General features: G+C 71.4%; 22 protein-coding genes and 1 pseudogene. 7 read left to right on the forward strand and 16 right to left on the reverse strand.

All coding sequences use genetic code 11. The features are described 5' to 3' along the window. Window positions 1–5: 5 nt before the first annotated feature. Genes murD through ACJ512_RS17360 form a run of 5 tightly spaced genes read right to left on the reverse strand, consistent with a single transcriptional unit; the run spans window position 6 to window position 6,139 of the window. The gene (gene murD, locus ACJ512_RS17340; protein ID WP_407689216.1) at window positions 6–1,475 is read right to left on the reverse strand and encodes a UDP-N-acetylmuramoyl-L-alanine--D-glutamate ligase; all 1,470 of its coding nucleotides are present in this window, start codon (window positions 1,473–1,475) and stop codon (window positions 6–8) included. Continuing rightward, window positions 1,475–2,554, reverse strand: coding sequence for a phospho-N-acetylmuramoyl-pentapeptide-transferase (gene mraY / locus ACJ512_RS17345; protein WP_407689215.1), 1,080 nt, complete (start codon window positions 2,552–2,554; stop codon window positions 1,475–1,477). The genes murD and mraY overlap by 1 nt, the downstream gene beginning before the upstream one ends. After that, window positions 2,551–4,086, reverse strand: coding sequence for a UDP-N-acetylmuramoyl-tripeptide--D-alanyl-D-alanine ligase (locus ACJ512_RS17350; protein WP_407689214.1), 1,536 nt, complete (start codon window positions 4,084–4,086; stop codon window positions 2,551–2,553). Before ACJ512_RS17350 ends, mraY begins: the two co-directional genes overlap by 4 nt. Then, window positions 4,083–5,663, reverse strand: coding sequence for a UDP-N-acetylmuramoyl-L-alanyl-D-glutamate--2,6-diaminopimelate ligase (locus ACJ512_RS17355; RefSeq protein ID WP_407689213.1), 1,581 nt, complete (start codon window positions 5,661–5,663; stop codon window positions 4,083–4,085). The genes ACJ512_RS17350 and ACJ512_RS17355 overlap by 4 nt, the downstream gene beginning before the upstream one ends. A 59-nt stretch (window positions 5,664–5,722) precedes the next feature. After that, window positions 5,723–6,139 (reverse strand): TetR-like C-terminal domain-containing protein, encoded by a 417-nt coding sequence (locus ACJ512_RS17360; protein ID WP_407689212.1) that lies wholly within the window; start codon window positions 6,137–6,139, stop codon window positions 5,723–5,725. Window positions 6,140–6,181: 42 nt separating this feature from the next. Between ACJ512_RS17360 and ACJ512_RS17365 the strand changes: the two genes are divergently transcribed. Continuing rightward, window positions 6,182–7,096 carry an FAD-dependent monooxygenase gene (locus ACJ512_RS17365; protein WP_407689211.1) on the forward strand — a complete coding sequence of 305 codons (915 nt, stop codon included), beginning with the start codon at window positions 6,182–6,184 and terminating at the stop codon, window positions 7,094–7,096. Between the two features lie 94 nt (window positions 7,097–7,190). Here the strand turns inward: ACJ512_RS17365 and ACJ512_RS17370 are convergent, their stop codons facing one another. The 5 genes from ACJ512_RS17370 to ACJ512_RS17390 form a co-directional block, all read right to left on the reverse strand. After that, window positions 7,191–9,260 (reverse strand): peptidoglycan D,D-transpeptidase FtsI family protein, encoded by a 2,070-nt coding sequence (locus tag ACJ512_RS17370; protein WP_407689210.1) that lies wholly within the window; start codon window positions 9,258–9,260, stop codon window positions 7,191–7,193. Beyond that, window positions 9,257–10,423 carry an FtsB family cell division protein gene (locus tag ACJ512_RS17375; protein ID WP_461479779.1) on the reverse strand — a complete coding sequence of 389 codons (1,167 nt, stop codon included), beginning with the start codon at window positions 10,421–10,423 and terminating at the stop codon, window positions 9,257–9,259. Before ACJ512_RS17375 ends, ACJ512_RS17370 begins: the two co-directional genes overlap by 4 nt. Further along, complete coding sequence (gene rsmH, locus ACJ512_RS17380; protein ID WP_407687591.1) at window positions 10,420–11,598, reverse strand: 16S rRNA (cytosine(1402)-N(4))-methyltransferase RsmH; 1,179 nt, start codon at window positions 11,596–11,598, stop codon at window positions 10,420–10,422. Before rsmH ends, ACJ512_RS17375 begins: the two co-directional genes overlap by 4 nt. Next, entirely contained in the window at window positions 11,573–12,004 is a 432-nt protein-coding gene (mraZ, locus tag ACJ512_RS17385; RefSeq protein ID WP_144950524.1) for a division/cell wall cluster transcriptional repressor MraZ, read from the reverse strand. Before mraZ ends, rsmH begins: the two co-directional genes overlap by 26 nt. Window positions 12,005–12,373: 369 nt before the next feature. Then, entirely contained in the window at window positions 12,374–12,769 is a 396-nt protein-coding gene (locus ACJ512_RS17390) for a DUF3040 domain-containing protein (protein ID WP_407687592.1), read from the reverse strand. A 320-nt stretch (window positions 12,770–13,089) separates the two neighbouring features. On the opposite strand from ACJ512_RS17390, the gene ACJ512_RS17395 reads away from it, so the two are divergent. Both ACJ512_RS17395 and lppM read left to right on the forward strand, forming a co-directional pair. Next, the gene (locus tag ACJ512_RS17395; protein ID WP_407687593.1) at window positions 13,090–13,698 is read left to right on the forward strand and encodes a GNAT family N-acetyltransferase; all 609 of its coding nucleotides are present in this window, start codon (window positions 13,090–13,092) and stop codon (window positions 13,696–13,698) included. Between the two features lie 150 nt (window positions 13,699–13,848). Further along, window positions 13,849–14,493, forward strand: coding sequence for a lipoprotein LppM (gene lppM, locus ACJ512_RS17400; protein WP_407687615.1), 645 nt, complete (start codon window positions 13,849–13,851; stop codon window positions 14,491–14,493). On the opposite strand, the gene ACJ512_RS17405 is transcribed toward lppM, so the two are convergent. Further along, complete coding sequence (locus tag ACJ512_RS17405; protein ID WP_407687616.1) at window positions 14,490–15,386, reverse strand: mycobacterial-type methylenetetrahydrofolate reductase; 897 nt, start codon at window positions 15,384–15,386, stop codon at window positions 14,490–14,492. The genes lppM and ACJ512_RS17405 overlap by 4 nt on opposite strands. Before the next feature lie 265 nt (window positions 15,387–15,651). Here ACJ512_RS17405 and idsA2 point away from each other — a divergent pair, with 265 nt between their 5' ends. Together idsA2 and ACJ512_RS17415 are read left to right on the forward strand one after the other, a co-directional pair. After that, a complete protein-coding gene (gene idsA2 / locus ACJ512_RS17410; protein ID WP_407687617.1) occupies window positions 15,652–16,701 on the forward strand; it encodes a bifunctional (2E,6E)-farnesyl/geranyl diphosphate synthase in 1,050 nt (349 codons plus the stop codon). A gap of 4 nt (window positions 16,702–16,705) precedes the next feature. Continuing rightward, entirely contained in the window at window positions 16,706–18,265 is a 1,560-nt protein-coding gene (locus ACJ512_RS17415; protein ID WP_407687594.1) for an alpha-(1->6)-mannopyranosyltransferase A, read from the forward strand. On the opposite strand, the gene ACJ512_RS17420 is transcribed toward ACJ512_RS17415, so the two are convergent. Beyond that, a complete protein-coding gene (locus ACJ512_RS17420) occupies window positions 18,252–18,656 on the reverse strand; it encodes an Rv2175c family DNA-binding protein (protein ID WP_407687595.1) in 405 nt (134 codons plus the stop codon). The genes ACJ512_RS17415 and ACJ512_RS17420 overlap by 14 nt on opposite strands. 34 nt (window positions 18,657–18,690) lie before the next feature. Between ACJ512_RS17420 and ACJ512_RS17425 the strand changes: the two genes are divergently transcribed. After that, window positions 18,691–19,959, forward strand: coding sequence for a protein kinase domain-containing protein (locus tag ACJ512_RS17425; protein ID WP_407687618.1), 1,269 nt, complete (start codon window positions 18,691–18,693; stop codon window positions 19,957–19,959). Window positions 19,960–20,047: 88 nt separating this feature from the next. Here ACJ512_RS17425 and ACJ512_RS17430 read toward each other — a convergent pair whose 3' ends face one another. The 3 genes and pseudogenes from ACJ512_RS17430 to ACJ512_RS17440 form a co-directional block, all read right to left on the reverse strand. Then, a complete protein-coding gene (locus tag ACJ512_RS17430; protein ID WP_407687619.1) occupies window positions 20,048–21,436 on the reverse strand; it encodes a class II 3-deoxy-7-phosphoheptulonate synthase in 1,389 nt (462 codons plus the stop codon). 63 nt (window positions 21,437–21,499) lie between these two features. Next, window positions 21,500–22,011 (reverse strand): annotated as a pseudogene (locus ACJ512_RS17435) (polyadenylate-specific 3'-exoribonuclease AS); the annotation flags it as partial. Between the two features lie 32 nt (window positions 22,012–22,043). Further along, complete coding sequence (locus tag ACJ512_RS17440; RefSeq protein WP_407687620.1) at window positions 22,044–22,919, reverse strand: hypothetical protein; 876 nt, start codon at window positions 22,917–22,919, stop codon at window positions 22,044–22,046. A 108-nt stretch (window positions 22,920–23,027) separates the two neighbouring features. Here ACJ512_RS17440 and ACJ512_RS17445 point away from each other — a divergent pair, with 108 nt between their 5' ends. Further along, window positions 23,028–24,323 (forward strand): glycosyltransferase 87 family protein, encoded by a 1,296-nt coding sequence (locus tag ACJ512_RS17445; protein WP_407687596.1) that lies wholly within the window; start codon window positions 23,028–23,030, stop codon window positions 24,321–24,323. Here ACJ512_RS17445 and ACJ512_RS17450 read toward each other — a convergent pair. After that, the gene (locus ACJ512_RS17450; protein WP_407687597.1) at window positions 24,320–25,057 is read right to left on the reverse strand and encodes a lysophospholipid acyltransferase family protein; all 738 of its coding nucleotides are present in this window, start codon (window positions 25,055–25,057) and stop codon (window positions 24,320–24,322) included. The genes ACJ512_RS17445 and ACJ512_RS17450 overlap by 4 nt on opposite strands. Window positions 25,058–25,091: the final 34 nt, after the last annotated feature.

Consider the following 25,091-nt stretch of genomic DNA (forward strand, 5'->3'; position numbering starts at 1 on the left):
CCCGCCTACCGGACGGCCGCACGCACGGCGGCCGCGAAGGCCTCGCCGCGGTCGGCGTAGCCGCTGAACTGGTCGAATGAGGCGCCGGCCGGCGCCAGCAGCACCGTGTCGCCCGACCTCGCCAGGTCGCGGGCCGCGGCCACCGCGGCCGTCATGACGCGAACACCGAGATCCCCGCCCGTGCGTTTCACTTCTGCCACATCTATCTCAGAAATCACAGCAGTCGCATCCATACCAGCATCCTCGCCTGTCACAACCTGGACGACGGGGACATCCGGCGCGTGTCGCGATAACGCCTCTGCAACCTTCTCGCGGTCGCGGCCGATCAGCACCGCTCCGACCAGCCGGGACGCCATCCTGGCGACCTCCGCGTCGACCGACGCGCCCTTCAGCAAACCCCCGGCCACCCAGACCACCCGCGGGTAGGCCAGCACCGACGCCTCGGCGGCGTGCGGGTTGGTGGCCTTGGAGTCGTCGACGTAGGTGATCCCGTCGGCGACGGCGACGACCTCGGCCCGGTGCCGGCCGGGCCGGAAGGAGGCGACGGCAGCCCCGATTGCCTCGGGGGACACCCCGACCGACCGGGCCAGCGCGGCCGCGGCCAGCGCGTCGAGCACCCCGACGGGGCCCGGCACCGCGATCGAGTCGACGTCCGCCAGCGCCAGGTCATCGGCAAAGGCCCGGTCGACGAGCCGGCCGCCGCGCACGCCGAGCTCGCCGGGGGCCGGCTCGCCCAGCCGGAAGCCGGTCCGCACCGGCGCGGCCGCGGTGTCCAGCAACGCGGCGGCCCGGGCGTCGTCGAGCCCGACCACGGCCACCCGGCCGTCGAGCACCCGGGCCTTGTCGGCCGTGTACTCGGCCATCGAGGAGTGCCAGTCCAGATGGTCCTCGGCGATGTTGAGCACGACCCCGGCCTCGGGCCGCAGCGACGGCGCCCAGTGCAGCTGGAAGCTGGACAGCTCGACGGCCAGCAGGTCGGCGGGCTCGTCGAGAACGTCGAGCACCGGGCTGCCGATGTTGCCGCACAACAGGGCGCGGCGGCCCCCGGCGGTCAGCATGGCGTGCAGCATCGACGTCGTCGTCGTCTTGCCGTTGGTGCCGGTCACGGCGAGCCAGCGGCGCGGCGGCCCGTAGTGGCCCGCGGCGTCGAGCCGCCACGCCAGCTCGACGTCACCCCAGATCGGCACCCCCGCCCTCGCCGCGGCGGCCGGCACCGCCGACCCGGGTGCGAAGCCGGGGCTGGTCACCACCAGCGCGTAGTCGGAGATGCGTTGCGCGGCCGCCGTCGTGGACGCGGTCGCCACCCCCCGCTCGGCGTACCCGCGCAGCGTGGCCGGGTCGTCGTCGCACAGCGTCACCGCCACGCCGAACCGGGACAGGGCCGCCAGCGCCGCCCTGCCGGTCACCCCGCCGCCGGCCACCAGCACGGGCGCGCCCGGCACCAACGGGTCCATCGACTTTTCGATGCCGCTCATCAGGCGCCGATCGTGGCCAGCCACTCGCCGTAGAACAGGGCCACGCCCAAGCCGCAGGTGATCGCGGTCAGCAGCCAGAAGCGGATGATCACCGTGGTCTCGGCCCAGCCCGCCAACTCGAAATGGTGGTGGAAGGGCGCCATCCGGAACACCCGGCGCCCGGTGGTGCGGAAGGCCAGGATCTGCAGCACGACGGAGCTGACCTCGGCCACGAACAGCGCACCCAGCACGACGGCGAGGACCTCGGTGCGGCTGGTGACCGAGAGCCCCGCGATGATGCCGCCCAGCGCCAGCGACCCGGTGTCGCCCATGAAGATCTTGGCGGGCGCGGCGTTCCACCACAGGAAGCCGATGCACGCGCCGGCGGTGGCGGCGGCCACGATCGCCAGGTCCAGGGGATCGCGGACGTTGTAGCAGGCCAGGCCCGGCGCGGTGACGCAGGCGTTGCGATACTGCCAGAACGTGATCAACACGTAGGCGGCGGTGACCATCGCCATGCTGCCGGCCGCCAGCCCGTCCAGGCCGTCGGTGAAGTTGACCGCATTGGACCAGGCGCTGACCACGATCACGCAGAACAGCACGAACAGCGCCGGCGCCAGGGTGACGGTGGCGATCTCGCGGACGTAGGACAGGTTCGGGCTGGCCGGGGTCAGGCCGCTGGCGTTGTGGAACTGCAGCACCAGCACCCCGAACAGCACCGCGGCGGCGATCTGCCCGAGCATCTTGGCCGTCTTGTTCAGGCCGAGGTTGCGTGACCTGCGGATCTTGATCAGGTCGTCGAGGAACCCGACGCCGCCCAGCGCCGTGGCCAGCCCGAGTACCAGCAGGCCCGAGGCGGACATCCCTTCCCCGTCGAACGCCAGGCCGGCGAGGTGTGTGCCCAGGTAGCCGGCCCAGATGCCGGCGACGATCGCCACCCCGCCCATCGACGGCGTGCCGCTCTTGGTGTGGTGGCTGGGCGGGCCGTCCTCGCGGGCCTGGTGGCCGAAGCCCTGCTTGGTGAACAGCCGGATGAGCGCCGGGGTCAACAGGATGGACACCGTCAGCGCGATTGCGACGGCGACGAGGATCTGCCTCACGGGCGGGCCTCGCCGGCGGGCGCGTCCCCTGGCGCCTCCCGGGCCAGGGCGTCGGCCAGCGCGCCCAGCCCCGCGGCGTTGGACGCCTTGACCAGGACGACGTCACCGGGGCGCACCTCGGCCCGCAACAGCGCCAGGGCGGCGTCGCCGTCGGGGACGCTGACCGCTTCGGTGCCCCACGAACCTTCCGTGACCGCTCCGTGGTGCATGGCGCTCATCGACCTCCCATTTCCCACGACGACGAGTCGAGACACATCTAAGCGCACCGCGAGCCTGCCGATGCGATCATGCTCGGTTATCGCGTCCTCGCCGAGCTCGGCCATCTCCCCCAGCACCGCCCAGCTCCTGCGCTTTTCGGCGGGACCGGCCCCGCCGCCGTGGGCAATCCAGGCCAGCGCCTGCAGCCCGGCCCGCATCGAGTCGGGGTTGGCGTTGTAGGCGTCGTCGATCACGGTGACCCCGTCGGCGCGGGTGGTGACCTGCATCCGGTGCCGCGACACCGGCCCCGCGTGCGCGAGCGCCTCGGCCACCTGTTCGGCGGTGGCGCCGCATTCCAGCGCGACCGCGGCGGCGCACAGCGCGTTGGTGACCTGGTGCTCGCCGTAGACGCCGAGGTGGATCTCGGCTTCGGCGCCGCGCGCGTGCAGGGTGAAGCGCGGCCGGGCCAGCTCGTCGAGCGCGACGCCGTCGGCCCACACGTCGCCCGGTCCGGCGCGGCTCACCCGGACCACCCGGGCCGCGGTCACCCCCGCCATCGCCGCCACCACCGGGTCGTCTGCGTTGAGGACGACCACACCTTTCGACGGAACAGCTTGCGGCAGTTCGGATTTCGTTCGGGCAATGACGTCCCGGGAACCGAACTCACCCAGGTGCGCGGTGCCCACGTTGAGGACCACGCCGATCGCCGGCGGGGCGATCTCGGCCAGCGCGGCGATGTTGCCGGGGTGCCGCGCCGACATTTCGAGCACCAGGAAGTCGGTGCGCCGGGTGGCGCGCAGCACCGTCCACGGATGACCGAGTTCGTTGTTGAACGACCCGGGCGGGGCGACCACCTCGCCCAGCGGTGCCAGCACGGCGGCCACCAGGTCCTTCGTCGAGGTCTTGCCCGACGACCCGGTGATCCCGACGATCCTCAGCCCACCGGCCACCAGCTCGTCGGCCACCGCCCGGGCCAGCTTGGCCAGCGCGGCCAGCACCGCCGCGCCCGATCCGTCAGCGTCGTGCTCGAGCAGCCCGGACGTCCCGAATCCCGTTGTGGGCGTGTCCGTTCGGGGCGGCACCACGATGGCGGGGACTCCGACCGGCCGGGCCGCCAGCACCGCCACCGCCCCCGCGGCCACCGCCGCGCCCGCATGGTCGTGCCCGTCGGAGCGGGCGCCGGGCAACGCCAGGAACAGCCCACCGGCACCGACCGCGCGCGAGTCGAACTCGACGGTGCCGGTGACCCGCAGCCGCGCGGCGTCCTGCGGTGAGACGTCGGCCAGCGTGCCGCCGACGATCTCGGCGATCCGGGCGACGGTCAGATCGATCATCGCCGCGTCCCCGGCGCTTCCAACGCGGCGGCCAGTTCCACCCGGTCGTCGAACGGGCGGGTCTGCCCCGCGCCGCGCTGCCCGGTCTCGTGTCCCTTGCCGGCGATCAGTACGACGTCGCCGCTGCGTGCCCACCCCACGGCGTGGCGGATCGCCGCGCGCCGGTCGGCGACCTCGACCACCTCGGCGTTGCCGTGAGCCGTGCCGGCCAGGATCTCGCGGCGGATCGCCGCGGGGTCCTCGCCGCGCGGGTTGTCGTCGGTGACGACGACCAGATCGGCCAGTTCGGCGGCGATCTCGCCCATCGGGGCCCGCTTGCCCGGATCCCGCTCCCCGCCGGCGCCGAACACCACCGCCAGCCGGCCGCCGGGCCGCTGGAGGCCGGTCAGCACGGCCCGCAACGCGCCGGGCTTGTGGGCGTAGTCGACCAGCGCGAGGAAGTCCTGGCCGCGGTCGACCTGTTCCATCCGCCCGGGCACCCGGGTCTCCAGCAGACCGGGGGCAGCCTGCTCCGGCGACACCCCGACCGCATCCAGACTCGCGAGCGCGACAAGACAATTGGCGACGTTGTAGCGGCCCGGCAGCCGGATGCCGACGCTGTGGTGCACGCCGGCGGGATCCGTCGCGGTGAACTGCTGACCCCCGGCGCCCAGCGGCGCCACCTCCGAGGCGCGCCAGTGGGCGGGGCGGCCTTCGGCGCTGACGGTGACCGCGTCACCGGCGCGCTCGGCCATCGCGCGCCCGGCCTCGTCGTCGACGCACACCACGACGCGGCGCGCGCGCAGCGGCGAGGCGGGGTCGAACAGCAGCGCCTTGGCCTCGAAGTAGTCGGCCATGGTCGGGTGGAAGTCGAGGTGGTCGCGCGACAGGTTGGTGAACCCGCCCACCGCGAATCCGGTGCCGTCCACCCGGCCCAGCGTGAGCGCGTGGCTGGACACCTCCATGACCACGGTGTCCACGCCGCGTTCGGCCATCACGGCGAGCATGGCCTGCAGGGCCGGGGCTTCCGGGGTGGTCAGCGCGCTCGGGACGTCGGCGCCGTCGACCCGGATGCCCACGGTGCCGATCAGCCCGGCGACGCGCCCGGCCGCGCGCAGACCGGATTCGACCAGGTAGGTCGTGGTGGTCTTGCCCGAGGTGCCGGTGATCCCGACCACCGTCAGCCGCTCGGAGGGGTTGCCGTACACCGTGGCGGCCAGGGCGCCGAGCACGCGGCGGGGGTCGGGGTGCACGAGGACCGGCACGGCCGCGGTTCCGGCGATCTCGGCCACCCCGGCGGCGTCGGTGAGCACCGCGACGGCCCCGCGACCGATCGCGTCGGCCCCGTAGCGGGCGCCGTGCGTCGCGGCGCCGGGCAGGGCGGCGAACAGGTCGCCGGGCCGTATGTCCTGGGCACGCAGGGTCACGCCGGTGATCGGCGTGTCGGCAACCACGGCGCCCCGATCCGCGGGCACCGCGCCGGCCTGGGCCGCGAGCGCGGACAGCGGCACGCCGACGACGGCGTCGGGGCGCTGCGCGGCGGGAACCGACACCTCACCACCTCCGTCCGACGTCACCCGTTCGCCATGATCAGCCATGACACCCTACCTAGAAGTCGCAGGCACCGTGGTCGACGTCCCGAAGCGGTGCGGGCGCGTCATCGCTTCTTTCGCGCGTCGAGCAAGGGCAGAAATATGGTGTCGGCGATCTCCTCGATCGCCTCATCGGACAACGGCTGCAGCGTCATGAGGATCTCGTAACGGAACAGCTCCACGGGCAGGCGTGCGATGCGGCCGGTGACCTGTTCCGGCTGAATCTCGCCGCGGTCGATGGCGCGTTGGATGACTTGCTCGAGGACGCCGTCGCGGTCGCCGAGGATCAACGCCCGAAGGTCGGCCAGGCTGCGGGCGGTCTGCTGATAGAAGCCGCCCAGCCGGGTCATCAACGCGACCGCCAATCCGACCCTGAGCTTATTGGCTTGCCGAAGCAGGGCGATGACGTCGCCACGAAGGCTGCCCGTGTCGGGAACGGACACGACATCCTTGCCCACCTGACGGGCCAGCGCGGCGAGCATCAGTTCCTGCTTGTTGGGCCAGCGGCGATAAATGACCGCCGGGTGGACACGACCGAACGCGTGCAGTTCGTCGACGCCGACGGGGCCGTCGTGGCCGAACCGCCCCTCGATGAGATCAACGACTCGGCCGATGACGTCGAGATCCCGCGCGAAGACCTCACCAACATCTTGCACGAGCACCTCGGGCCGTCGGCGGAGCTCCGCTTCGAGCAATCGGTCGCCGCACTCGACGACGACGGCGCCGGAGTCGACGTCGAGTTCGCCTCGGGCGCCCGGGACCGTTACGGCCTGGTGGCCGGCGCCGACGGGATGCACTCGGCGGTCCGCCGAATCGCCTTCGGGCCCGAGCGGCAGTTCCTGCGCTATCTCGGCTTCTACGTCGCGTTGGCCGCCCTGCCCGGCTATACGCCCAACGGGCGCAACAACCCCATCTACAATTACCCTGGTCATCTTGCCGGCATCGCCACCTACAACGATAAAGCCTTGGCGGTGTTCATGTTTCGATCGGACTGGATCGAATACGACTACCACGACCTGGACGCGCAGAAGCGCATCCTCGTCGGCGCCTTCGCCGGACACAACGAATGGCGCGTCCCCGAACTCGTCGCGGCAGCTGTCGCGGACCCGGAACTGTACTTCGACTCCGTCAGCCAGATACAGATGCCCACGTGGCACCGCGGTCGCGTCGTCCTCGTCGGCGACGCCGCGCACTGCACCTCCAACCTCACCGGCCGCGGCACCAGCCTGGCGCTGACCGGTGCGTGGTCGCTCACCCAGGCCCTGCGGGTCCACCCCGGCGACGTCGGCCTGGCATCGGAGCAATACGAACGCAACCAGAGGCCGCTCGCGACCAGAATCCAGGCGATGGCCGCGCCGGGAGGCGACCGTCTGGTGCCGGCCACCCAGGCGGAGATCGACACGCGCAACAGCACCTTCAGAGCCGCCGCGGGCGCTTAGATCTGCCCGCCACCCTTCGCGAGGGTGCGCAGTTGTACGCCCGACGCGGCGCGTCACCGTACAGACATGCACGCTCGCGGGGGTGGGGCGCTGCTCAGGTGGCCTGCAGGACCAGCGGCGGCCCGGGGTCGGGTGACAGCGGCACGTTCTCGCGCTGCATCAGCCAGCCCGCGATGTTGTGGAACAGCGGGGCCGCCGAGTGCCCCGGCGAACCGTCGGCGTTGCGGTTCGGGTTGTCCATCATGATGCCGATCACGTAGCGCGGATTGTCGACGGTGGCCATCCCGGCGAAGGTGATCCAGTAAACGTCGTCGAAGTAGCAGCCGCAACCGGGATTGATCTGCTGGGCGGTGCCGGTCTTGCCGGCCATCTGGTAACCGGGCACCGCGGCGGCGGACCCGGTGCCCTGCTGGTAGCCCATCGGGTCGCGCTGCACCACGGCCCGCAGCATGTTCCGCACCGTCTGGGCGGTCTGTGCGGACACCACCCGCACACCCTCCGGGCGCGGCTCCTCGGTCCGGGTGCCGTCGGGCGCGATCGTGGCCTTGACGATGCGCGGCGGTATCCGCACCCCGTCGTTGGCGATGGCCTGGTACATGCCGGCCATCTGCAGCAGGGTCATCGAAAGGCCTTGGCCGATGGGCAGGTTGGAGAACGTGCTGCCCGACCACTGGTCGATCGGCGGGACCAGCCCGGCGCTCTCGCCGGGCAGCCCGACGTTGGTGCGCTGTCCCAGCCCGAACTTCTCGACCATGTCGTAGAAGCGCTCCGGGCCGACGCGCTGCGCCAGCATCAGCGTGCCGACGTTGGACGACTTCCCGAACACCCCGGTGGTGGTGTAGGGCATCACGCCGTGGTCCCAGGCGTCGTGCACGTTCACCCCGCCCATGTTGATCGAGCCGGGTACCTGCAACACCTCGTCGGGGTTGGACAGCCCGTACTCGATGACCGACGACGCGGTGATCACCTTGTTCACCGAGCCCGGCTCGAAGGGCGAGGACACCGACGGGTTGCCCAGCTGCCGGTCGCCCTGCCGGCCGATGTCCTGGGAGGGGTCGAAGGTGTTGTCGTTGGCCATGGCCAGCACCTCGCCGGTCTTGGCGTCCAGCACGACGGCCGAGACGTTGTGCGCCCCGGACACGTTCTTGGCCTGCTGGACCTGCTGCTGGACGTAGAACTGGATGTCGTCGTCGAGGGTCAACTGCACGGTGGAGCCGTTGACCGCGCGGTGCCGGTTGCGGTAGCTGCCGGGGATGACGACGCCGTCGGACCCGCGGTCGTAGGTGACCGAACCGTCGGTTCCGGAGAGCATCGCGTCCATCGACTCCTCCAGGCCCAGCAGGCCGTGACCGTCCCAGTCGATCCCGCCGACGATGTTGGCCGCCAGCGATCCGCCCGGGTACTGGCGCAGGTCCTGCCGCTCGGAGCCCACCTCCGGGTACTTGTCGGAGATCGCACCGGCGACGGCGGGGTCGACGGCGCGGGCCAGGTAGGCGAACGTCTCGTCGCTCTGCAGCTTCTTCAGCACGGTCTGGTAGTCCGGCTTGTTGTTCAGGCGCGCCGAGACCTCCTTGGCGATGTCGCGCAGCCGCTGCTGCGGGTCGGGGGCCGCGGAGTTCTTCGCCTTGGCCTCCTCCAGCTGTTTGCGAATCCGCTTAGGCTGGAAGGTCAACGCGCGCGACTCGGTGGTGAACGCCAGCTGATCGTTGTGGCGGTCGATGATGCTGCCGCGCACCGCCTTCTCGACGTCGGTGACCTTGAGCTGGCTGGCCGCCTGGGCGCGCAGCGCCGGGGCGTCGGTCACCTGCAGGACGAACAGCTGCGCCGCCGCGATCAGCGTCATCACTCCGATGACCGCGTTGCCGGCCCGGTGCCGGGCGACGAACGACGCGCCGCGGGTCCCCATCTGCACGAGTTGGCGGGTACGCCGCTCGCGTGCCGAGTGGCCGGCCGGCTGCGCGTCGGGCCGGGGGGCCGCACCCGACTTCCCGGCGCGCTTGGGCCTGCGGAATCGCCTGGGTTTGCCGACGTCCCGCGCCCGGGCGGCGTTGTCGGCCGTGCGGGCCCGCTTCGGCTGGCGGGCCTCCTCTTCGGAGCGGCGGGGACCGCGGCCCGGTCGCGCCGTCTGCGACCGGCGGGTGCGCCGGGGTTCGCGCCCGCTCATCCGGCCACACCCGGCGTCGCGACGGCGGGCGGCGGGAACTGCCCGGCGGTGGCCGGCAGCGGCGCCGGGGCGCCGGGGCCGACGGGAACCGCGGCCTGGGGGGCTTCGGGCGCCGTCCCGAGCTGCAGCGGTACCGGGACCTCGGCGGGCGCCGGCGCCGGCAGGCCGCCCAGCGGTACCGGGACCCCGACGGGAGCCGGAGCGGGCAGCGGCACCCCCGGGGCCGGCAAGCCCGGTAGCGGGGCCGCGCCCGGCAACTGCCCGGGCGCCGGGAATCCCCCCGGCGTGCCGGGGAGGGGCGCCTGCTGGGCCGGGAGGTGCTGACCGCCCACGGTCGAGGCGCCGTCCGGCGCGCGCAGCAGCATCTCCGGCCCGGACCTGGCCGGCGCCCCCGGTGCGCCCGGGGCCGGCTCTATCCGGACTGGGACCTCGGGGGACTGCTCCGGCCGCGGCGGCGGCGGGCCCTCGTCGGGGAGCTTGGCGTTCAGCGGCGGGGGCGGAACGCCGTCGGCGGGTTTGGGCGTGCCCACGACCACCCAGTTGCCGGCCGGGTCCTGGACCAGGTGGGCGGTGTCGCGCGTCGGGATCATGCCCTGCTTGCGGGCCGCCTCCGCCAGCGCCGGCGCCGACTCCGCCTCGCGCACATCGCGTTCCAGCGCCTCCTTCTGCTGCTGCAGCAGGCGATTCTGCTCGCGGGCGTGGCTGAGCTGGTAGGACCGCTCGGCCGAGGCGGTCGACAACCACAGCGTCAGGCCCAGCCCCACACCCAGCGCACCGATGACCAGAACGACGAACGGAACCCTGCTGAGCAGGGTCCGGGGCCGCAGGTCGACGGCGGCCAGCCGCGCCGCCAACCGCTCCGTCAGGCGGGGCCGGACGACCTTGGGCGCCTTGGCTTTCCGCGCCTTGGCCCGGGCCTTGGCCTGGCTGGCGCTCTTGGCCCGGACCGGCCGCTCGACCGGCCGCGGGACGGGGCTGGTCTGCGGCCCGGACCTCGGCGTCCGGCCCTCGCGGGCGGGCGCCGGGGTCTTGCCCGGCCGGGTGCTGTGTACCGGCTCGGCCGAGATGCGCCTGGCCTTGCGGGCGGAACCGCCGGAGCCGCTCGCCCCAACCCGGCGGTCGTTGCCGCCGCGGCGTTTCGGCGCCTCGCGCTTGGTCTTCATGAGTCGCCCCTCCCGGTTGCGTGTCGTGCTGCTTGCACCCCGTCCTCCACCCGTTGCAGGGCCCGTAACCGCACCGCGGCGCTGCGCGGATTGCGTTCGATCTCAGCGACATCCGCGCGTTCGGCGCCGCGTGTCAACGACCGGAATCGTGGCCCGTGGCCGGGCAGTTCGACCGGCAGGTCGATCGGGGTGCGCGTGGCGACGGCCTCGGCGAAGGCGCGCTTGACGATGCGGTCCTCCAGGGACTGATACGACAGCACCACGATGCGTCCGGAACCGGCGAGGGCGTCCAGCGCGGCCGGCAAGGCGCGGCGCAGCGTGTCCAGCTCGTCGTTGACCGCGATGCGCAGGGCCTGAAACGTGCGCTTGGCCGGATGCCCGCCGGTGCGCCGCGCCGGCGCCGGAATCGCTTGGTAGAGCAGCTCTACCAGCTCCCCCGTGGAGGTGAACGGCACGCGGGCGCGCCGGCGCACGATCTGGGCGGCGATGCGGCGCGCGAATCGCTCCTCGCCGTAGCGGTGCAGGATGTCGGCCAGCGCCGCCTCGTCGTAGGTGTTGACGATGTCGGCGGCGGTCAGCGGCGAGTCCGGGTCCATCCGCATGTCCAGCGGAGCGTCCTGGGCGTAGGCGAAGCCGCGTTCGGCGCGGTCGAGCTGCATGGACGACACGCCGAGGTCGAAGAGCGCACCGTCGACCGATTCCCGCTCCGGACAACCGGATTCGGCCAGCGCGGCGGCCAGGCCGTCGTAGCGGGTGTGGACGAGCGTGACCCGGTCGGCGAACCGGGCCAGCCGGGCCCGGGCGATGTCCAAAGCGCTGGGATCACGGTCGAGCCCGATCAGCCGCAGCCCCGGCAGGTCGGTCAGGAACCGCTCGGCGTGGCCGCCCGCGCCGAGCGTTGCGTCGACCAGCACCGCTCCCGTCCCGTCCGGGGCGCGGCGGGTCAGCGCCGGGGTCAGCAGTTCGACGCAGCGGTGCAGCAGGACGGGAACGTGCCCGTGATCGTCCGAATCATCAGCCACCGCAACGCCTCCGGAGATTGGGCGGGACGCCCCTGCACCGAGGTCCCTGTCCGAAGGCACGAACCTGGCGTTGGGGAAGTACGCCAGGGTCGGTTCGGGCAGAGGCCACGATGCACGGGCATGCGCCTCAGATGATGTCGCCGAGTGCTTCATCGCTGGCCGCGGAGAAGTTCTCTTCGTGTGTCTGCTGGTAGTCGTGCCAGGCCTGCGCATCCCAGATCTCGAGGTAGTCGACCGCCCCGATCACCACGCAGTCCTTGGACAGGTTCGCGTAACGGCGGTGGTCGGCCGACAACGTGATGCGGCCCTGCGCGTCGGGGTGCTGTTCGTCGGTGCCGGCGGCGAGGTTGCGCAGGAACGCCCTGGCTTCGGGGTTGCTGCGCGAGGTCTTGCTGGCCCGGCGGGCCAGCTGCTCGAATTCCGCGCGCGGGTAGACGGCCAGGCTGTGATCTTGGCTCTTGGTGACCATCAACCCCCCTGCCAGCGCGTCGCGGAACTTGGCGGGCAACGTCAGCCGCCCCTTGTCGTCGAGCCGGGGCGTGTAGGTGCCGAGAAACACCTGCTCACCTCCCGCCCGGAGCGGTTCCGTCTCACCCGAACACTGCAGTCACCATACCCCACAATCCCCCACTTTGCCCCATAACCGGGGCGTGCTCGGCGCGTTTTCCGGGACCTTTGCCACCTCGGACCGACCTGAGCCCCTCGGGTGGCACCGCACCGTCCCGCAGCGGCGCCGCAAAACCGCATTTCAAAGGCACGATACGGCGAGTGGGGCAAAGTGGGGGGATGGGGCGCGTCGGTGCGGGCCTCGGTTCGGACGCGGTTCGGCCTCGAATCGGGCACGACCGCAATAAATAAGGGGCAGCCTCCCGGCTACCCCTTTACGAAGGTGGACGGCGTCGAACTCGCCTGGGTCGGCGCGGTTCCGCTACTCGTCGAAACGGCGGCGGAACCGGTCCTCCATGCGGCTGGTGAACGAGCCCCCGGCGCCCTTGGCGCGCCGCGACCCCGGCCCGGAGCCGGGGTGGGCCGGCCGGCCCGCCAGGCTGGGTCCGCTGATGGCGAAGACCACCCCGGCAAACATCACGACGAAGCCGACGACGCTGAGGATCGGGAAGCTCCCGATCATCGTGGCCTTGAAGGCAACGCCGGAAACCAGCATCGCCAGACCGACGACGAACATGGCCGCGCCCTGCAGGCGCCGCCGCGCGGTGGGTGCGCGGAATCCGCCGCCCCGAACGCTCGACGCGAATTTGGGGTCCTCGGCGTAGAGAGCGCTCTCGATCTGATCGAGCATCCGTTGCTCATGATCGGAGAGTGGCATTCGGCCCTCCTTGCCGACAGCGTGGCACGTAACTATCGATAGCACGCGGATGCCCGATTTTGCGGGCAACTAACTCAGATGATACGAGGTCGATCTGCGCCGTACCACTGGTTCGACGGCGATTCTATCGCGGCCCGGCCCCGAGGCCCGGCCGGGCGGCGACGCCCGTGCGGTGCGAGCAGCTTGTCGGGCCGGGGCTCGAGCGCTTGTTAGCCGTGACCGCTCGGCTACCGGCAACCCGGGCGTCCGATAATGGCTGTGAAGCGGGCTTCGGAACGCGATTGCCGCTGCGGGGCGACGGATGAGGAGGACACCGCGAGTTGCCGACATTCCTCATCGATCTGCCGCCCACCGAAATGGAGCGCCGCCTCGGCGACGCCCTGGGTGTGTACGTCAAGGCGATGCGCTACCCGCGGGGCACCGAGAAGCAGCGCGCGGCGATGTGGCTCGAGCACCTGCGGCGACGTGGCTGGCAGGGAGTGGCCGCGGTGGAGGCCGACGACACCCTGGCGGCGGCCGGCACCGTCTCGGGCGCCCGCCTGAGCGACGCGCCGCTGGTCGGCGTGGCCTACGGCTACCCCGGGGCGCCCGGGCAGTGGTGGCAGCAGCAGGTCGTGATGGGTCTGCAGCGCGGCGGCTCGCCGCCCGAGGCGATCACGCGGCTGATGAGCAGCTACTTCGAGCTGACCGAGCTGCACATCCATCCCCGCGCCCAGGGGCGGGGCCTCGGCGAGGCGTTGGCCCGCCGGCTGCTCGCCGGTCGGGGCGAGCAGAACGTGCTGCTGTCGACCCCGGAAACCAACGGCGAGCCCAACCGCGCGTGGCGGTTGTACCGGCGACTGGGGTTCACCGACGTCATTCGCGACTACCACTTCGCCGGCGACCCGCGGGCCTTCGCGATCCTGGGCCGGGCTCTGCCTCTGCAGTGACCGGGCCTCGGCCGGCCCACGGCGCGCACATTCCAGGACTCGCCGAACCGGCCACGCGGCATCTGGCACGATGACCTGGTGCGCGCCGGCTCTCCCCCGATCCATGCCCGAGGATTCACCGCTCGGCGGCGCCGGGTGCTGGCCGCTTCGATGCTGCTGCTGCTGGTCCCGCTGGCCGCCGGATGTCTACGCGTCAGGGCGTCGATCACCATCTCGCCCGACGATCTGGTGTCCGGGGAGATCATCGCCGCGGCGAAACCCAAGACGCCCAAGGACACCGGCCCGCAACTGGAGAACAACCTGCCGTTCGCCCAGAAGGTGGCGGTGTCCAATTACGACAGCGACGGCTACGTGGGGTCGCAGGCGGTGTTCTCCGACCTGACGTTCGCCGAGGTGCCACAGCTGGCGGAGATGAACCCCAACGCCGCGGGCGTCAACCTGTCGCTGCGCCGCAACGGCAACCTGGTGATCCTGGAAGGCCGGGCCGACCTTACCTCTCTCACAGATCCCGATGCCGAAGTCGAGTTGACCGTCGCCTTCCCCGGGGTGGTCACCTCCACCAACGGCGACCGCGCCGAGCCCGACGTGGTCTCGTGGAAGCTCAAGCCGGGCGTGGTGAGCACCATGACCGCCCAGGCCCGATACACCGATCCCAACACGCGGTCGTTCACCGGGGCCGGCATCTGGCTGACCATCGCGTCCTTTGCGGCCGCCGGCGCGGTGGCGGCGCTGGCCTGGTTCAGCCGCGACCGCTCACCCCGGTTCACCGGCCCGCGCGACCAACCGCCGAGCTAGACCGGCTCGCGCGGCGACCAGTAGGCGAGCATCTCGGCGAACGCCTGGAAGGCCGGGGTCGACACCCCGTACGTCGCCTCGAAATGGATGCTGAGCGGGAAGCCCAGGTTGGCGACGCCGTCGACGACGCGCTTGTAGAGGTCGACCATGAGCCGGCGCTTCCGCGCCGGCTCGCTGCCGGCCAGTTCCCTCACGAACTCCTGCTCGCCGGCCACGGCCACGTTGCCCGGGTCCTGGATCAGCCAGTTGATCAGCCCGACGCGGCTCTCCACCTTCGGCACGAAGCCAAACGACAACAGGATCTCGGGCCGGTGATCGGTGGTTTGGGCGAACTCCGTCAAGAACCCCACGATCGCGTCCGAATACAGCAGCTGGGTCATGCCGTAGGTGGCACCCTGATCGCACTTGAAGTTGAACCGGCCGTGTTCGCCCTCGCGGGTGGGGATCAGGATCACCCCGCGGTTGCTCACCAGCTCCCGGTAGATCGACAGCGCGTCGGTGGGAGCGACGCCGGATCCCTCGCCGTCGCTCATCGTGCGCGGCACGCCGACGAACACCACGCCCTCCATGCCGGCGTCGCACAGGTCGGTGAGCCGCCGCCGCAGCGCCGACTCGTCCATGAAGGCGGTCACCTGCGTGCACAGGCCGCGCAACCCCGGCAACTCCGGCTTGAGGATCGACCAGAAGTCCAGCACGTCGAGCTTCGGCTTCATCGGGACGGGACGGTCGTCGTCCTCGGCGATCATCCCGGGAATCATCACGTGCCGGATCCGGCCCTCCAGGCCGCTCTCGGCCGAGCACTGCACCACTTTTCGCGCATCTTCCAGCGCCCGTTCCCGACCGTCTTCCACGTTGGGCGGCACCAGTTCGAGGGCGATGGTGTTGAGGGTCACGCGGCTCCTCTCCATCGGATTCTCATCAGACGATGACGGCCCCGGCACCTCGGGGCCGGGGCAAGCCGGGCCTAAGCCCGGGCCCTCGCCAGCATAGGCGTGGGGGTATCTCCCGCCGGGCGGGGGAACGGCGAGGCTGGCCGGAGCAACTCCGGGCGCCGAAGCGACATACACTGTCGGGCCTAGAACACACACCGCGTCGAGCCGAGCAGAAAGGGGCGCCGCGCTGAGCCCGAAAGCCCCAGCAGCAGCGGCAACCGCCGAACTGACCGGCGCCATCACCGACCGGCTTCGGCGGTACCTGCACGAGCGGCGCAACGAGACCGCCTACATCGGTGGCGACTACGGCGCCTTCATCGGCGCCCTCGAGGATTTCGTGCTCGGCGGCGGCAAGCGGCTGCGGCCGGCCTTCGCCTACTGGGGCTGGCGCGCCGTGGCCAGCGAGGACCCCGATCCCGAGGTGCTGCTGCTGTTCTCCGCGCTGGAGCTGCTGCACGCCTGCGCGCTGCTGCACGACGACGTGATCGACGACTCCTCGACCCGCCGGGGCAGACCGACCGCCCACGTGCAGTTCGCGGAGCTGCACCGCGGCCGGCGGTGGCGCGGCTCACCGGACCGGTTCGGGGTGTCGGCGGCGATCCTGCTCGGCGACCTCGCGCTGGCCTGGGCCGACGACATCGTGTTCGGCGCGGACTTGCCGCCCGACGCCCAGCGGCGGGTCATGCGCGTGTGGGCCGACATCCGCACCGAGGTGCTGGGCGGGCAGTACCTCGACATCGTCAACGAGGCCAGTGCCGCCGAGTCGATCGCGTCGGCGATGAAAGTCGACACGTTCAAAACCGCCAGCTACACCGTGGCCCGGCCGCTGCAGCTGGGGGTGGCCGCCGCCGCCGACCGGCCCGACGTCCAGGACACCTTCAAGCAGTTCGGGGTGGACCTCGGCGTGGCGTTCCAGTTGCGTGACGACGTGCTGGGGGTTTTCGGGGATCCGTCGGTGACCGGCAAGCCGTCCGGTGACGACCTACGGTCCGGCAAGCGGACGGTGCTACTGGCCGAGGCGGTCGAGCTGGCGGACAGGTCGGACCCGGCGGCGGCCGAGCTGTTGCGCAGCTCGATCGGCGCCCAGCTGACCGACGCGCAGGTGAACGAGCTGCGCGACGTCATCCAGGCGGTGGGCGCGCTGCAGGCGGCCGAGCAGCGCATCGCCGCGCTGACGCAACGGGCGCTGGCCACGCTCGCGTCCGCCCCCGTCAACGCGGCGGCCAAAGAGGGCCTGTCCGCGCTGGCCAGGATGGCCACGAACCGGTCCGCCTGAGCCGATGGAAACCCCGTCGAGTCCGGCGCACCTCCCGTCCGCCGAATCGCCCACGGTGCACAAGCTCCCCCGCGCCCCACAACTGTCACGATTGCTGGCGTTCACCGCCGGCCCGGAGTCGCGACCGGCGAAACTGGGGTTTCTCGGCGCGATGCTGATCACCATGGGCGGGCTGGGCGCCGGCAGCACCCGCCAGCACGACCCGCTGCTGGAGTCGATCCACCTGTCGTGGCTGCGCTTCGGGCACGGGCTGGTGCTGTCGTCGATCGTGCTGTGGGCGGGCGTGGGCCTGATGCTGATCGCGTGGCTGGGGCTGGGCCGCCGGGTGTTGGCCGGCGACGCGACCGAATACGTGATGAAGGCCACCACCGGGTTCTGGCTGGCGCCGTTGCTGGCGTCGGTGCCCGTGTTCAGCCGGGACACGTATTCCTATCTGGCCCAGGGCGCGCTGCTGCGCGACGGCCTGGACCCCTACGCGGTGGGCCCCGTGGCAAACCCGAACTCGTTGCTGGACAACGTGAGTCCCATCTGGACGATCACCACCGCGCCGTACGGCCCGGCGTTCATCCTGGTCGCGAAGTTCGTCACGGTCATCGTCGGCAACAACGTGGTGGCCGGGACGATGTTGCTGCGCCTGTGCATGCTGCCCGGGTTGGCGCTGCTGATCTGGGCCACGCCCCGGTTGGCGCATCACCTGGGCACCGACGGCTCCATCGCGCTGTGGATCTGCGTCCTCAACCCCCTGGTGCTCATCCACCTGATGGGCGGGGTGCACAACGAGATGCTGATGGTCGGGCTGATGGCCGCCGGCATCGCCCTGAGCTTCGGCGGGCGCCACCTCCCGGGCGTCGCCCTGATCACGGTGGCGAGCGCGGTCAAGGCCACCGCCGCGATCTCGTTGCCGTTCCTGGTCTGGGTGTGGATGCGGCATCTGCGCGACCGACGGGGATATCCCCCGGTGCGGGCGTTCCTGACGGCCATGGCGCTCTCCGTGCTCGTCTTCGCCGTGGTGTTCGGGATCCTGTCCGCCGCCGCCGGTGTCGGGCTGGGCTGGCTGACCGCACTCGCCGGATCGGTGAAGATCATCAACTGGCTGACCATTCCCACCGGGGCCGCCAACCTGATACATGCGTGGGGCAGCAACTTCTTCACCTTCGACTTCTATCCCCTGCTGCGCGTCACCCGGCTGATCGGGATCGGGGTCATCGCGGTGTCGCTGCCGTTGTTGTGGTGGCGGTACCGCCGCGACGACCGAGCCGCACTGACCGGCATCGCGTGGTCGATGCTGATCGTGGTGCTGTTCGTGCCCGCCGCCCTGCCCTGGTACTACTCCTGGCCGCTGGCGGCCGGGGCGCCGCTGGCCCAGTCGCGGCGAGCGGTCGCCACGATCGCGGGGTTCTCGACGTGGGTGATGGTCATCTTCAAACCCGACGGGTCGCACGGCATGTACTCGTGGCTGCACTTCTGGCTGGCCACCGCCTGCGCAGTGATCGCCTGGTACGCGTTGAAGCGGGCCCCCGCGGCGCCGGCGGAACCGGGCCGCGAAGCCGTCAGTAGGCCATAGCCTGGGCCCGGCGCACGACCTCCCGCGCCTGGTGGGCGTGCAGGGCGTCGACGGGACGGGCGTTGCTGACGGCGTCCCGGCTGCCGTCGCGGGTGACCGTCAGCGACGCGTCCGGGGTGAACAGCCACCGCAGGATCTCGGTCTCGCGGTAACCGCCGTCGCGCAGGATGGTCAACAGGCCGGGCAGGCTCTTGACCACCTCACCGGTGCCGGTGAAGAACGCCTGGGGGATCACCACGCCGCCGTCGCGGCGCACCGCGACCAGGTGGCCCTCCCGAAGCTGCTGGTGCACCTTGCCGACCGGCACGCCGAGCAATTCGGCGACCCGGGGCAGGTCGTACGTTGGCTCGCCGGGATCTATGACGTCGTCGCCGGCCGGGATGCTGCCCACCGCGCCAGTGTAGGCCCTGCTCGGCGCGTTGAGCATGGAGTTTTTCAACCCGGCGCCGCGGCGCACCTACGATGGCCCCGTGGCAGGCGCGGGGATCGGGGAGCTGGACGGCACGCTGCTGGACGGCCGCTACCTCGTGGAGTCCCGGATCGCCAGCGGCGGCACCTCGACGGTGTACCGGGGCCTCGACGTCCGGCTCGACCGCCCCGTCGCGGTCAAGGTGATGGACGCCCGCTACGCCGGCGACGAGCAGTTCCTGACCCGCTTCCGGCTCGAGGCGCGCGCGGTCGCGCGGTTGAAGAATCCCGGGCTGGTCGCCGTTTACGACCAGGGCCTGGACGCCCGGCACCCGTTCCTGGTGATGGAACTCGTCGAGGGCGGCACGCTGCGCGAGTTGCTGGCCGAGCGCGGGCCGATGCCGCCCCACGCCGTCGCCGCGGTGCTGCACCCGGTGCTGGGCGGGCTGGCCGCCGCGCACGGGGCGGGCCTGGTGCACCGCGACGTCAAGCCCGAGAACGTGCTGATCTCCGACGAAGGCGAGGTCAAGATCGCCGATTTCGGCCTGGTTCGCGCCGTCGCGGCCGCCGGGATCACCTCCGCCAGCGTCATTCTGGGGACGGCGGCCTACCTGTCGCCCGAGCAGGTCCGTGACGGGGACGCCAGCCCCCGCAGCGACGTCTACTCCACCGGAATCCTCACCTACGAGCTGTTGACCGGGCGCACGCCGTTCACCGGCGACACGGCACTGTCGATCGCCTACCAGCGCCTGGACACCGATGTGCCCCCGCCCGGCGCCGCGATCGACGGCGTGCCCCCGCAGTTCGACGAGTTGGTGCAGCGGGCGACCGCCCGCGACCCCGCCGACCGCTACGCCGACGCGATCGAGCTGGCCGCCGACCTCGAGGCGATCGCCGACGAACTCGGATTGCCGGCGTTCCGGGTGCCCGCCCCGGCCAATTCCGCCCAGCACCGGTCGGCGGCGCTGCAGCACAGCCGGACGGCGGAGCGCGGGGCCGCCGGGCAGCAGCCTCCCGCCGCCGCAGCGGCTCGCCGGCCCACCCGCCAGCTCACCCGGGGGCCCGGGGACTGGCCCGAGCCGCCGCCGTCCGAGCCGGACGAATACGAATACGAATACGAGCCCGTATCAGGGGAATTCGCCGGTATCGCGATGAGCGAGTTCGTGTGGGCCCGGCAGCGCGCCCGGCGCACGGTGCTGATCTGGGTCGCGATCGTGCTCGCCCTCACCGGGCTCGCGGCGACCGTGGGATGGACGATCGGCAGCAACCTCAACGGCCTGCTGTGAGGTCACCGGTCACCGCGGCGAGCAGACGCAGAATCGCCCGAAAGCACCCGTTCTGGTGCGAGTTTGTGTCTGCTCGCGGGGGAACGGGCTAGTCGCGCAGCATCTCCGCGACCAGGAACGCCAGCTCCAGCGACTGCTGGGTGTTGAGCCGCGGGTCGCAGGCCGTCTCGTAGCGGCCCACCAGATCGGTGTCCGAGATGTCTTGCGCGCCGCCGAGACACTCCGTGACGTTCTCGCCGGTGAGCTCGACGTGGATCCCGCCGGGATGGGTGCCCAGCGCGCGGTGCACCTCGAAGAAGCCCTGGACCTCGTCGACGATGCGGTCGAAGTGCCGCGTCTTGTATCCGTTGGACGACTCGTGGGTGTTGCCGTGCATCGGGTCGCACTGCCAGATCACCTGGTGGCCGGTGCCCTGGACCTTCTCGACGATCGGCGGCAGCAGATCGCGGACCTTGCCGTTACCGAGCCTGCTGACCAGCGTCAGCCGGCCGGGCTGGTTGCGCGGGTCGAGGCGCTCGACGTATTCGACGGCCAGTTCCGGCGTCATCGTCGGGCCGATCTTGACGCCGATGGGGTTGGCGATCACCTCGGCGAACGCGACGTGCGCGCCGTCGAGCTGGCGGGTGCGCTCCCCGATCCACACCGTGTGCGCCGACAGGTCGTAGAGCCGCGGCTCCCCGTCTTCGCCCTCGGACAGGCGCAGCATGGCCCGCTCGTAGTCGAGCACCAACGCCTCGTGGCTGGCGTAGATCTCGGCGGTCTGCAGATTGCGGTCGGCCACCCCGCAGGCGCTCATGAAGCGCAGCGCGCGGTCGATCTCGGTGGCCAGCGCCTCGTACCGCGCACCGGCCGGCGAGGTCGCGACGAACTCGCGGTTCCAGTCGTGCACCCCGTGCAGCGAGGCCAGCCCCGACGAGGTCAGCGCCCGCACCAGGTTCATCGCCGCACTGGCGTTGGCGTAGGCCCGCACCAGCCGCGACGGGTCGTGGTCGCGCGCGGCGGCGTCCGGGGCGAAGCCGTTGATCATGTCGCCGCGGTAGGACTTCAGGCCCAGCGCGTCGATGTCGGCCGAGCGTGGCTTGGCGTACTGGCCCGCGATGCGGGCCACCTTGACCACCGGCATGCTGGCGCCGTAGGTCAGCACGACGGCCATCTGCAGCAGCGCCCGGATGTTGCCCCGGATGTGGGGTTCGGTGTTGTCGGTGAACGTCTCCGCGCAGTCGCCACCCTGCAGCAGGAACGCCTCCCCCCTGGCGACCGCGGCCAGTTGTTCCTGCAGCCGCACGATCTCGGAGGGCACCGTCACCGGCGGCACGCTCTCCAGGACCGTGCGCATCGCCGTGGCCTGCTCGGCCGGCCAGCTGGGCTGCTGCGCGGCCGGCTTGGCCAGCGCGGCGTCCAGGCGGGCGCGCAGCTCGGTCGGCAGCGGCGGCAGCGAAGGCAGCTGGTCGATCGGGATGTCGACGGTCCAGTTCATCGGTCCATGGTAACCGGCACCCGGCCGGGGCCGTTCGGGGCTGATCAGCGCGAACGCCGGTCGACCGGCCGCTCGGCGGCCGGCATTTCCGCGGCGGTGATCAGCCGGAAGCGACGCAGCTGATCGCGGGCGTCGACCAGCGCGTCGTGAGCATCCCGCGACCGCGGCGGCAGCCGGGGCGACCCGCGGTCCTCCCAGAGCTGCCGCAGTTCCCGGGTGAAGCGGGGCAGCGCACGCGGCAGCTCCGGCATGGTGCCCCACAACTGGCACAAGGCCACGTGGTCGTAGGCCCCGATCCAGGCCCACAACTCGATCGGATCGTCGTCGTCGACGCCGGAGACACCGAAGAACTGCTCCAGGTCCTCGCGGATCCGCCTGCGCGACCGCCATAGCTGCGAGGACGGCGGCGGCAGCTTGGGCAGCACGTGCGCACGCACCCAGCTACCGGCGCGTTCGGGATCGAATTCGGTGGACACCGCGTAATACTCGCGGCCGTCTTCGGCGACCACGCCGATCGAGATCAGCTCGATGCTGCGCCCGTCCTCGATGAATTCCGTGTCGTAGAAGTACCGCACCGGAGGAAGCCTAGGCCCGTGGCCGCGGCGAGCTAGCTGCCCAGCAGGATGGGCTCGGTGTTCTCCGGTGGCGGCGCGGGACGCACCTCGGTGTCGAGCCTGGCGTCGACGGTGCGTTCGTCGGGCAGGCGCGGGGTGCCGGCGATCGCACACTGCAACGCCAGCTTGGCCCGCACCACGGGACGGCGCAGCGTCCGCTCCCGCTGCAGCGCCCGGCGCATCTTGTCCGGCTGGGTGGTGTAGCGCCACCGGGCCCACGGGGCGTGCGGGCGCGACAACCGGACCGCCCCGACGAGCAGCAGCACGACGATGAACATGCCCAGCAGGCCGGTCCACACCTTGCCCTTGAGCACCACGATCACGGCCAGCGGCAGCGTCAGCGCCATCGCACCGCCCACCGCGAACCGCAGCGCCGTCGAGTCGGCGCCCTCCCATACCGGCAGGAAGAACATCAACGGATGCAGGCCCATGATCAGCAGGCCGGCCACGGCCACCGCCGCGAACACGGCGTCCACCGACGTGCGCCCGTCTTCCGACCAGTACACGTCGGACAGGTGCAGGATCAACGCGTACTCATCGAGCACCAGCGCGGCCCCGACGCCGAAAAATATTGCTGCCGAGGTGAATTCTGGCTCGTGGCCGTCGAGGGACAGGGTGACCAGCGTCAGCCCGGACACCAACACCAGCACCACCCCGAACGTCACGTGGTGGATGTGGACTCCCCCGAGGTGGACGTTGCGCGGCTGCCACCATTTGGGCGGGCGGCCGGTCGCTGCGCGGTAGCGGATGAACCGGACGAAGGTTCGCGTGACGAAAAAGGTCAGGATGAAGGCCACCAGACAGCACAGCAGCGGCAACCGGCCGCCGTCGTGGATGTCATGGGAGAACCACCGGGTGACCCTCGGCACGAACCACTGCAGCACACCTGAAACCTACGCCTGCCCGGCCGCACCCGGCAGGAGCCGCGCTGCGCCACCCGCTGGCCGGCCCGGGCACCGATTACGCTGTTTGGCGAGATGAGTAGATCGCAGGCGCCCGGCGCGGGCTTCGCTGGCAGAAGTGGGCTCGGACGGGCGCTGACGTGGGGATTGCTCTGGTTGGCGGCGGCCGCCGCGCTGGGCCACACGGCGTGGCGCCTCTTCGGGCACACGCCGTACCGCATCGACATCGACATCTATCAGATGGGCGGTCAGGCCTGGTTGGACGGGCATCCGCTGTACCGCGGGGAGGTGTTGTTCCACACCCCCATCGGGCTGAACCTGCCGTTCACCTATCCCCCGCTGGCGGCCATCGTGTTCAGCCCGTTCGCCTGGTTGCACATGCCGGCCGCCAGCGTCGCGATCACGTTGCTGACGCTGGCGCTGCTGATGGTGTCGACGGCGATCGTGCTCACCCGCCTGGCCGTGTGGGACACCTCGACGGTGCTGCCGGGGCCGGCGTGGCTGCGCCGGCTGTGGCTGACCGTGCTGATCGTGGCGCCCGCGGCGATCTGGCTGGAACCCATCAACTCCAACTTCGCGTTCGGCCAGATCAACGCCGTGCTGATGACGCTGGTGATCGCCGACTGCTTCCCGCGCCGCACGCCGTGGCCACGCGGCGTGCTGCTCGGGTTGGGGATCGCGCTCAAGCTCACTCCCGCGGTGTTTCTGCTCTATCTGGTGCTGCGCCGCGACAACCGCGCGGCGCTCACCGCGCTGGCGTCGTTCGCGGCCGCGACGGCCGTCGGTTTCGCGCTGGCCTGGGACGACTCGTGGGAGTACTGGACCCGCACGGTGCACCACACCGACCGAATCGGCGCCGCGGCGCTGAACACCGACCAGAACATCGCGGGCGGGCTGGCGCGGCTGGGCCTCGGCGAGCACCAGCGCTTCGTGCTGTGGGTGGCCGCGAGCCTGCTCGTCCTGGCGCTGACAATCTGGGCGATGCGACGGGTGCTGCGCGCCGGCGAGCCGACGCTGGCGATCATCTGTGTCGCGCTGTTCGGTCTGGTGGTGTCGCCGGTGTCGTGGTCGCACCACTGGGTGTGGATGGTGCCGGCGGTGTTGGTGACCGCGGTCCTGGGCTGGCGGCGGCGCAACGTCGCGCTGGCGGCCATCAGCGCCGCCGGGGTGGCGCTGATGGCCTGGACCCCGATCAACCTGCTCCCCAAGCATCACGAGACGACCGCGGTGTGGTGGCGCCAACTGGCCGGGATGTCCTACGTGTGGTGGGCGCTGGCGGTCATCGCCGCAGCCGGAATCACCGTCGGCGCGCGGGCCGGCTCGCGGGACCCGGCATCGCCCACCCTGACGCCGGCGACGGCGGCCGGTTAACCCGCGGCGGTCTCGGGGATGCGCGCGGCCTCGCCGGTGGACGCGCCACCGGAGGCGGCGTTGCCATTTTCCTTGAGGCTGGCCGCATAGATGTCGACGTATTCCTGGCCGGACAGGCCCATCAGCTCGTAGATCACCTCGTCGGTGACGGCGCGTTCGATGAACCGGTTGCCGGCCATTCCCTCGAAGCGGGAGAAGTCCATCGGCTTGCCGAAGCGGACGGTGACGCGGCCGAACCGCAGCATGTTCGTCCCGGGCGGGTTGACGACGTTGGTGCCGATCATCGCCACCGGGATCACCGGAACCCCGGTGTGCAGAGCCAGCCGGCCCAGGCCGGTCTTGCCTTTGTAGAGCCGGCCGTCCGGCGAGCGGGTGCCCTCGGGGTACATCCCGAGCAACTTGCCCTGGCTCAGCAGCCGTTCGGCGGTGTCCAGCGCCGCCTGCGCGGCGTCGGCGTTGGTGCGGTCGATCGGGACCTGCCCGACGGCGGTGAAGAACCAGCGCTGGAACCAGCCCTTGAGGCCGGTGCCGGTGAAGTATTCGGACTTGGCCAGGAACGTGATCCGGCGGCGCACGACCAGGGGCAGGTAGAAGCTGTCCATCACCGCCAGGTGATTACTGGCCAGAATCGCCGGCCCGGAGTGCGGAAGATGTTCCAGGCCTTCGACTTTGGGCCGACCAAGCAGTGAGAGCAACGGGCCGAGTAGAACGTACTTGAACAGCCAGTACCACATGGCCCTCCCTCTCACCCCGCCGGTCGTGTACTGC

This window comes from Mycobacterium cajalii, from assembly GCF_045809005.2.
GTDB lineage: Bacteria > Actinomycetota > Actinomycetes > Mycobacteriales > Mycobacteriaceae > Mycobacterium.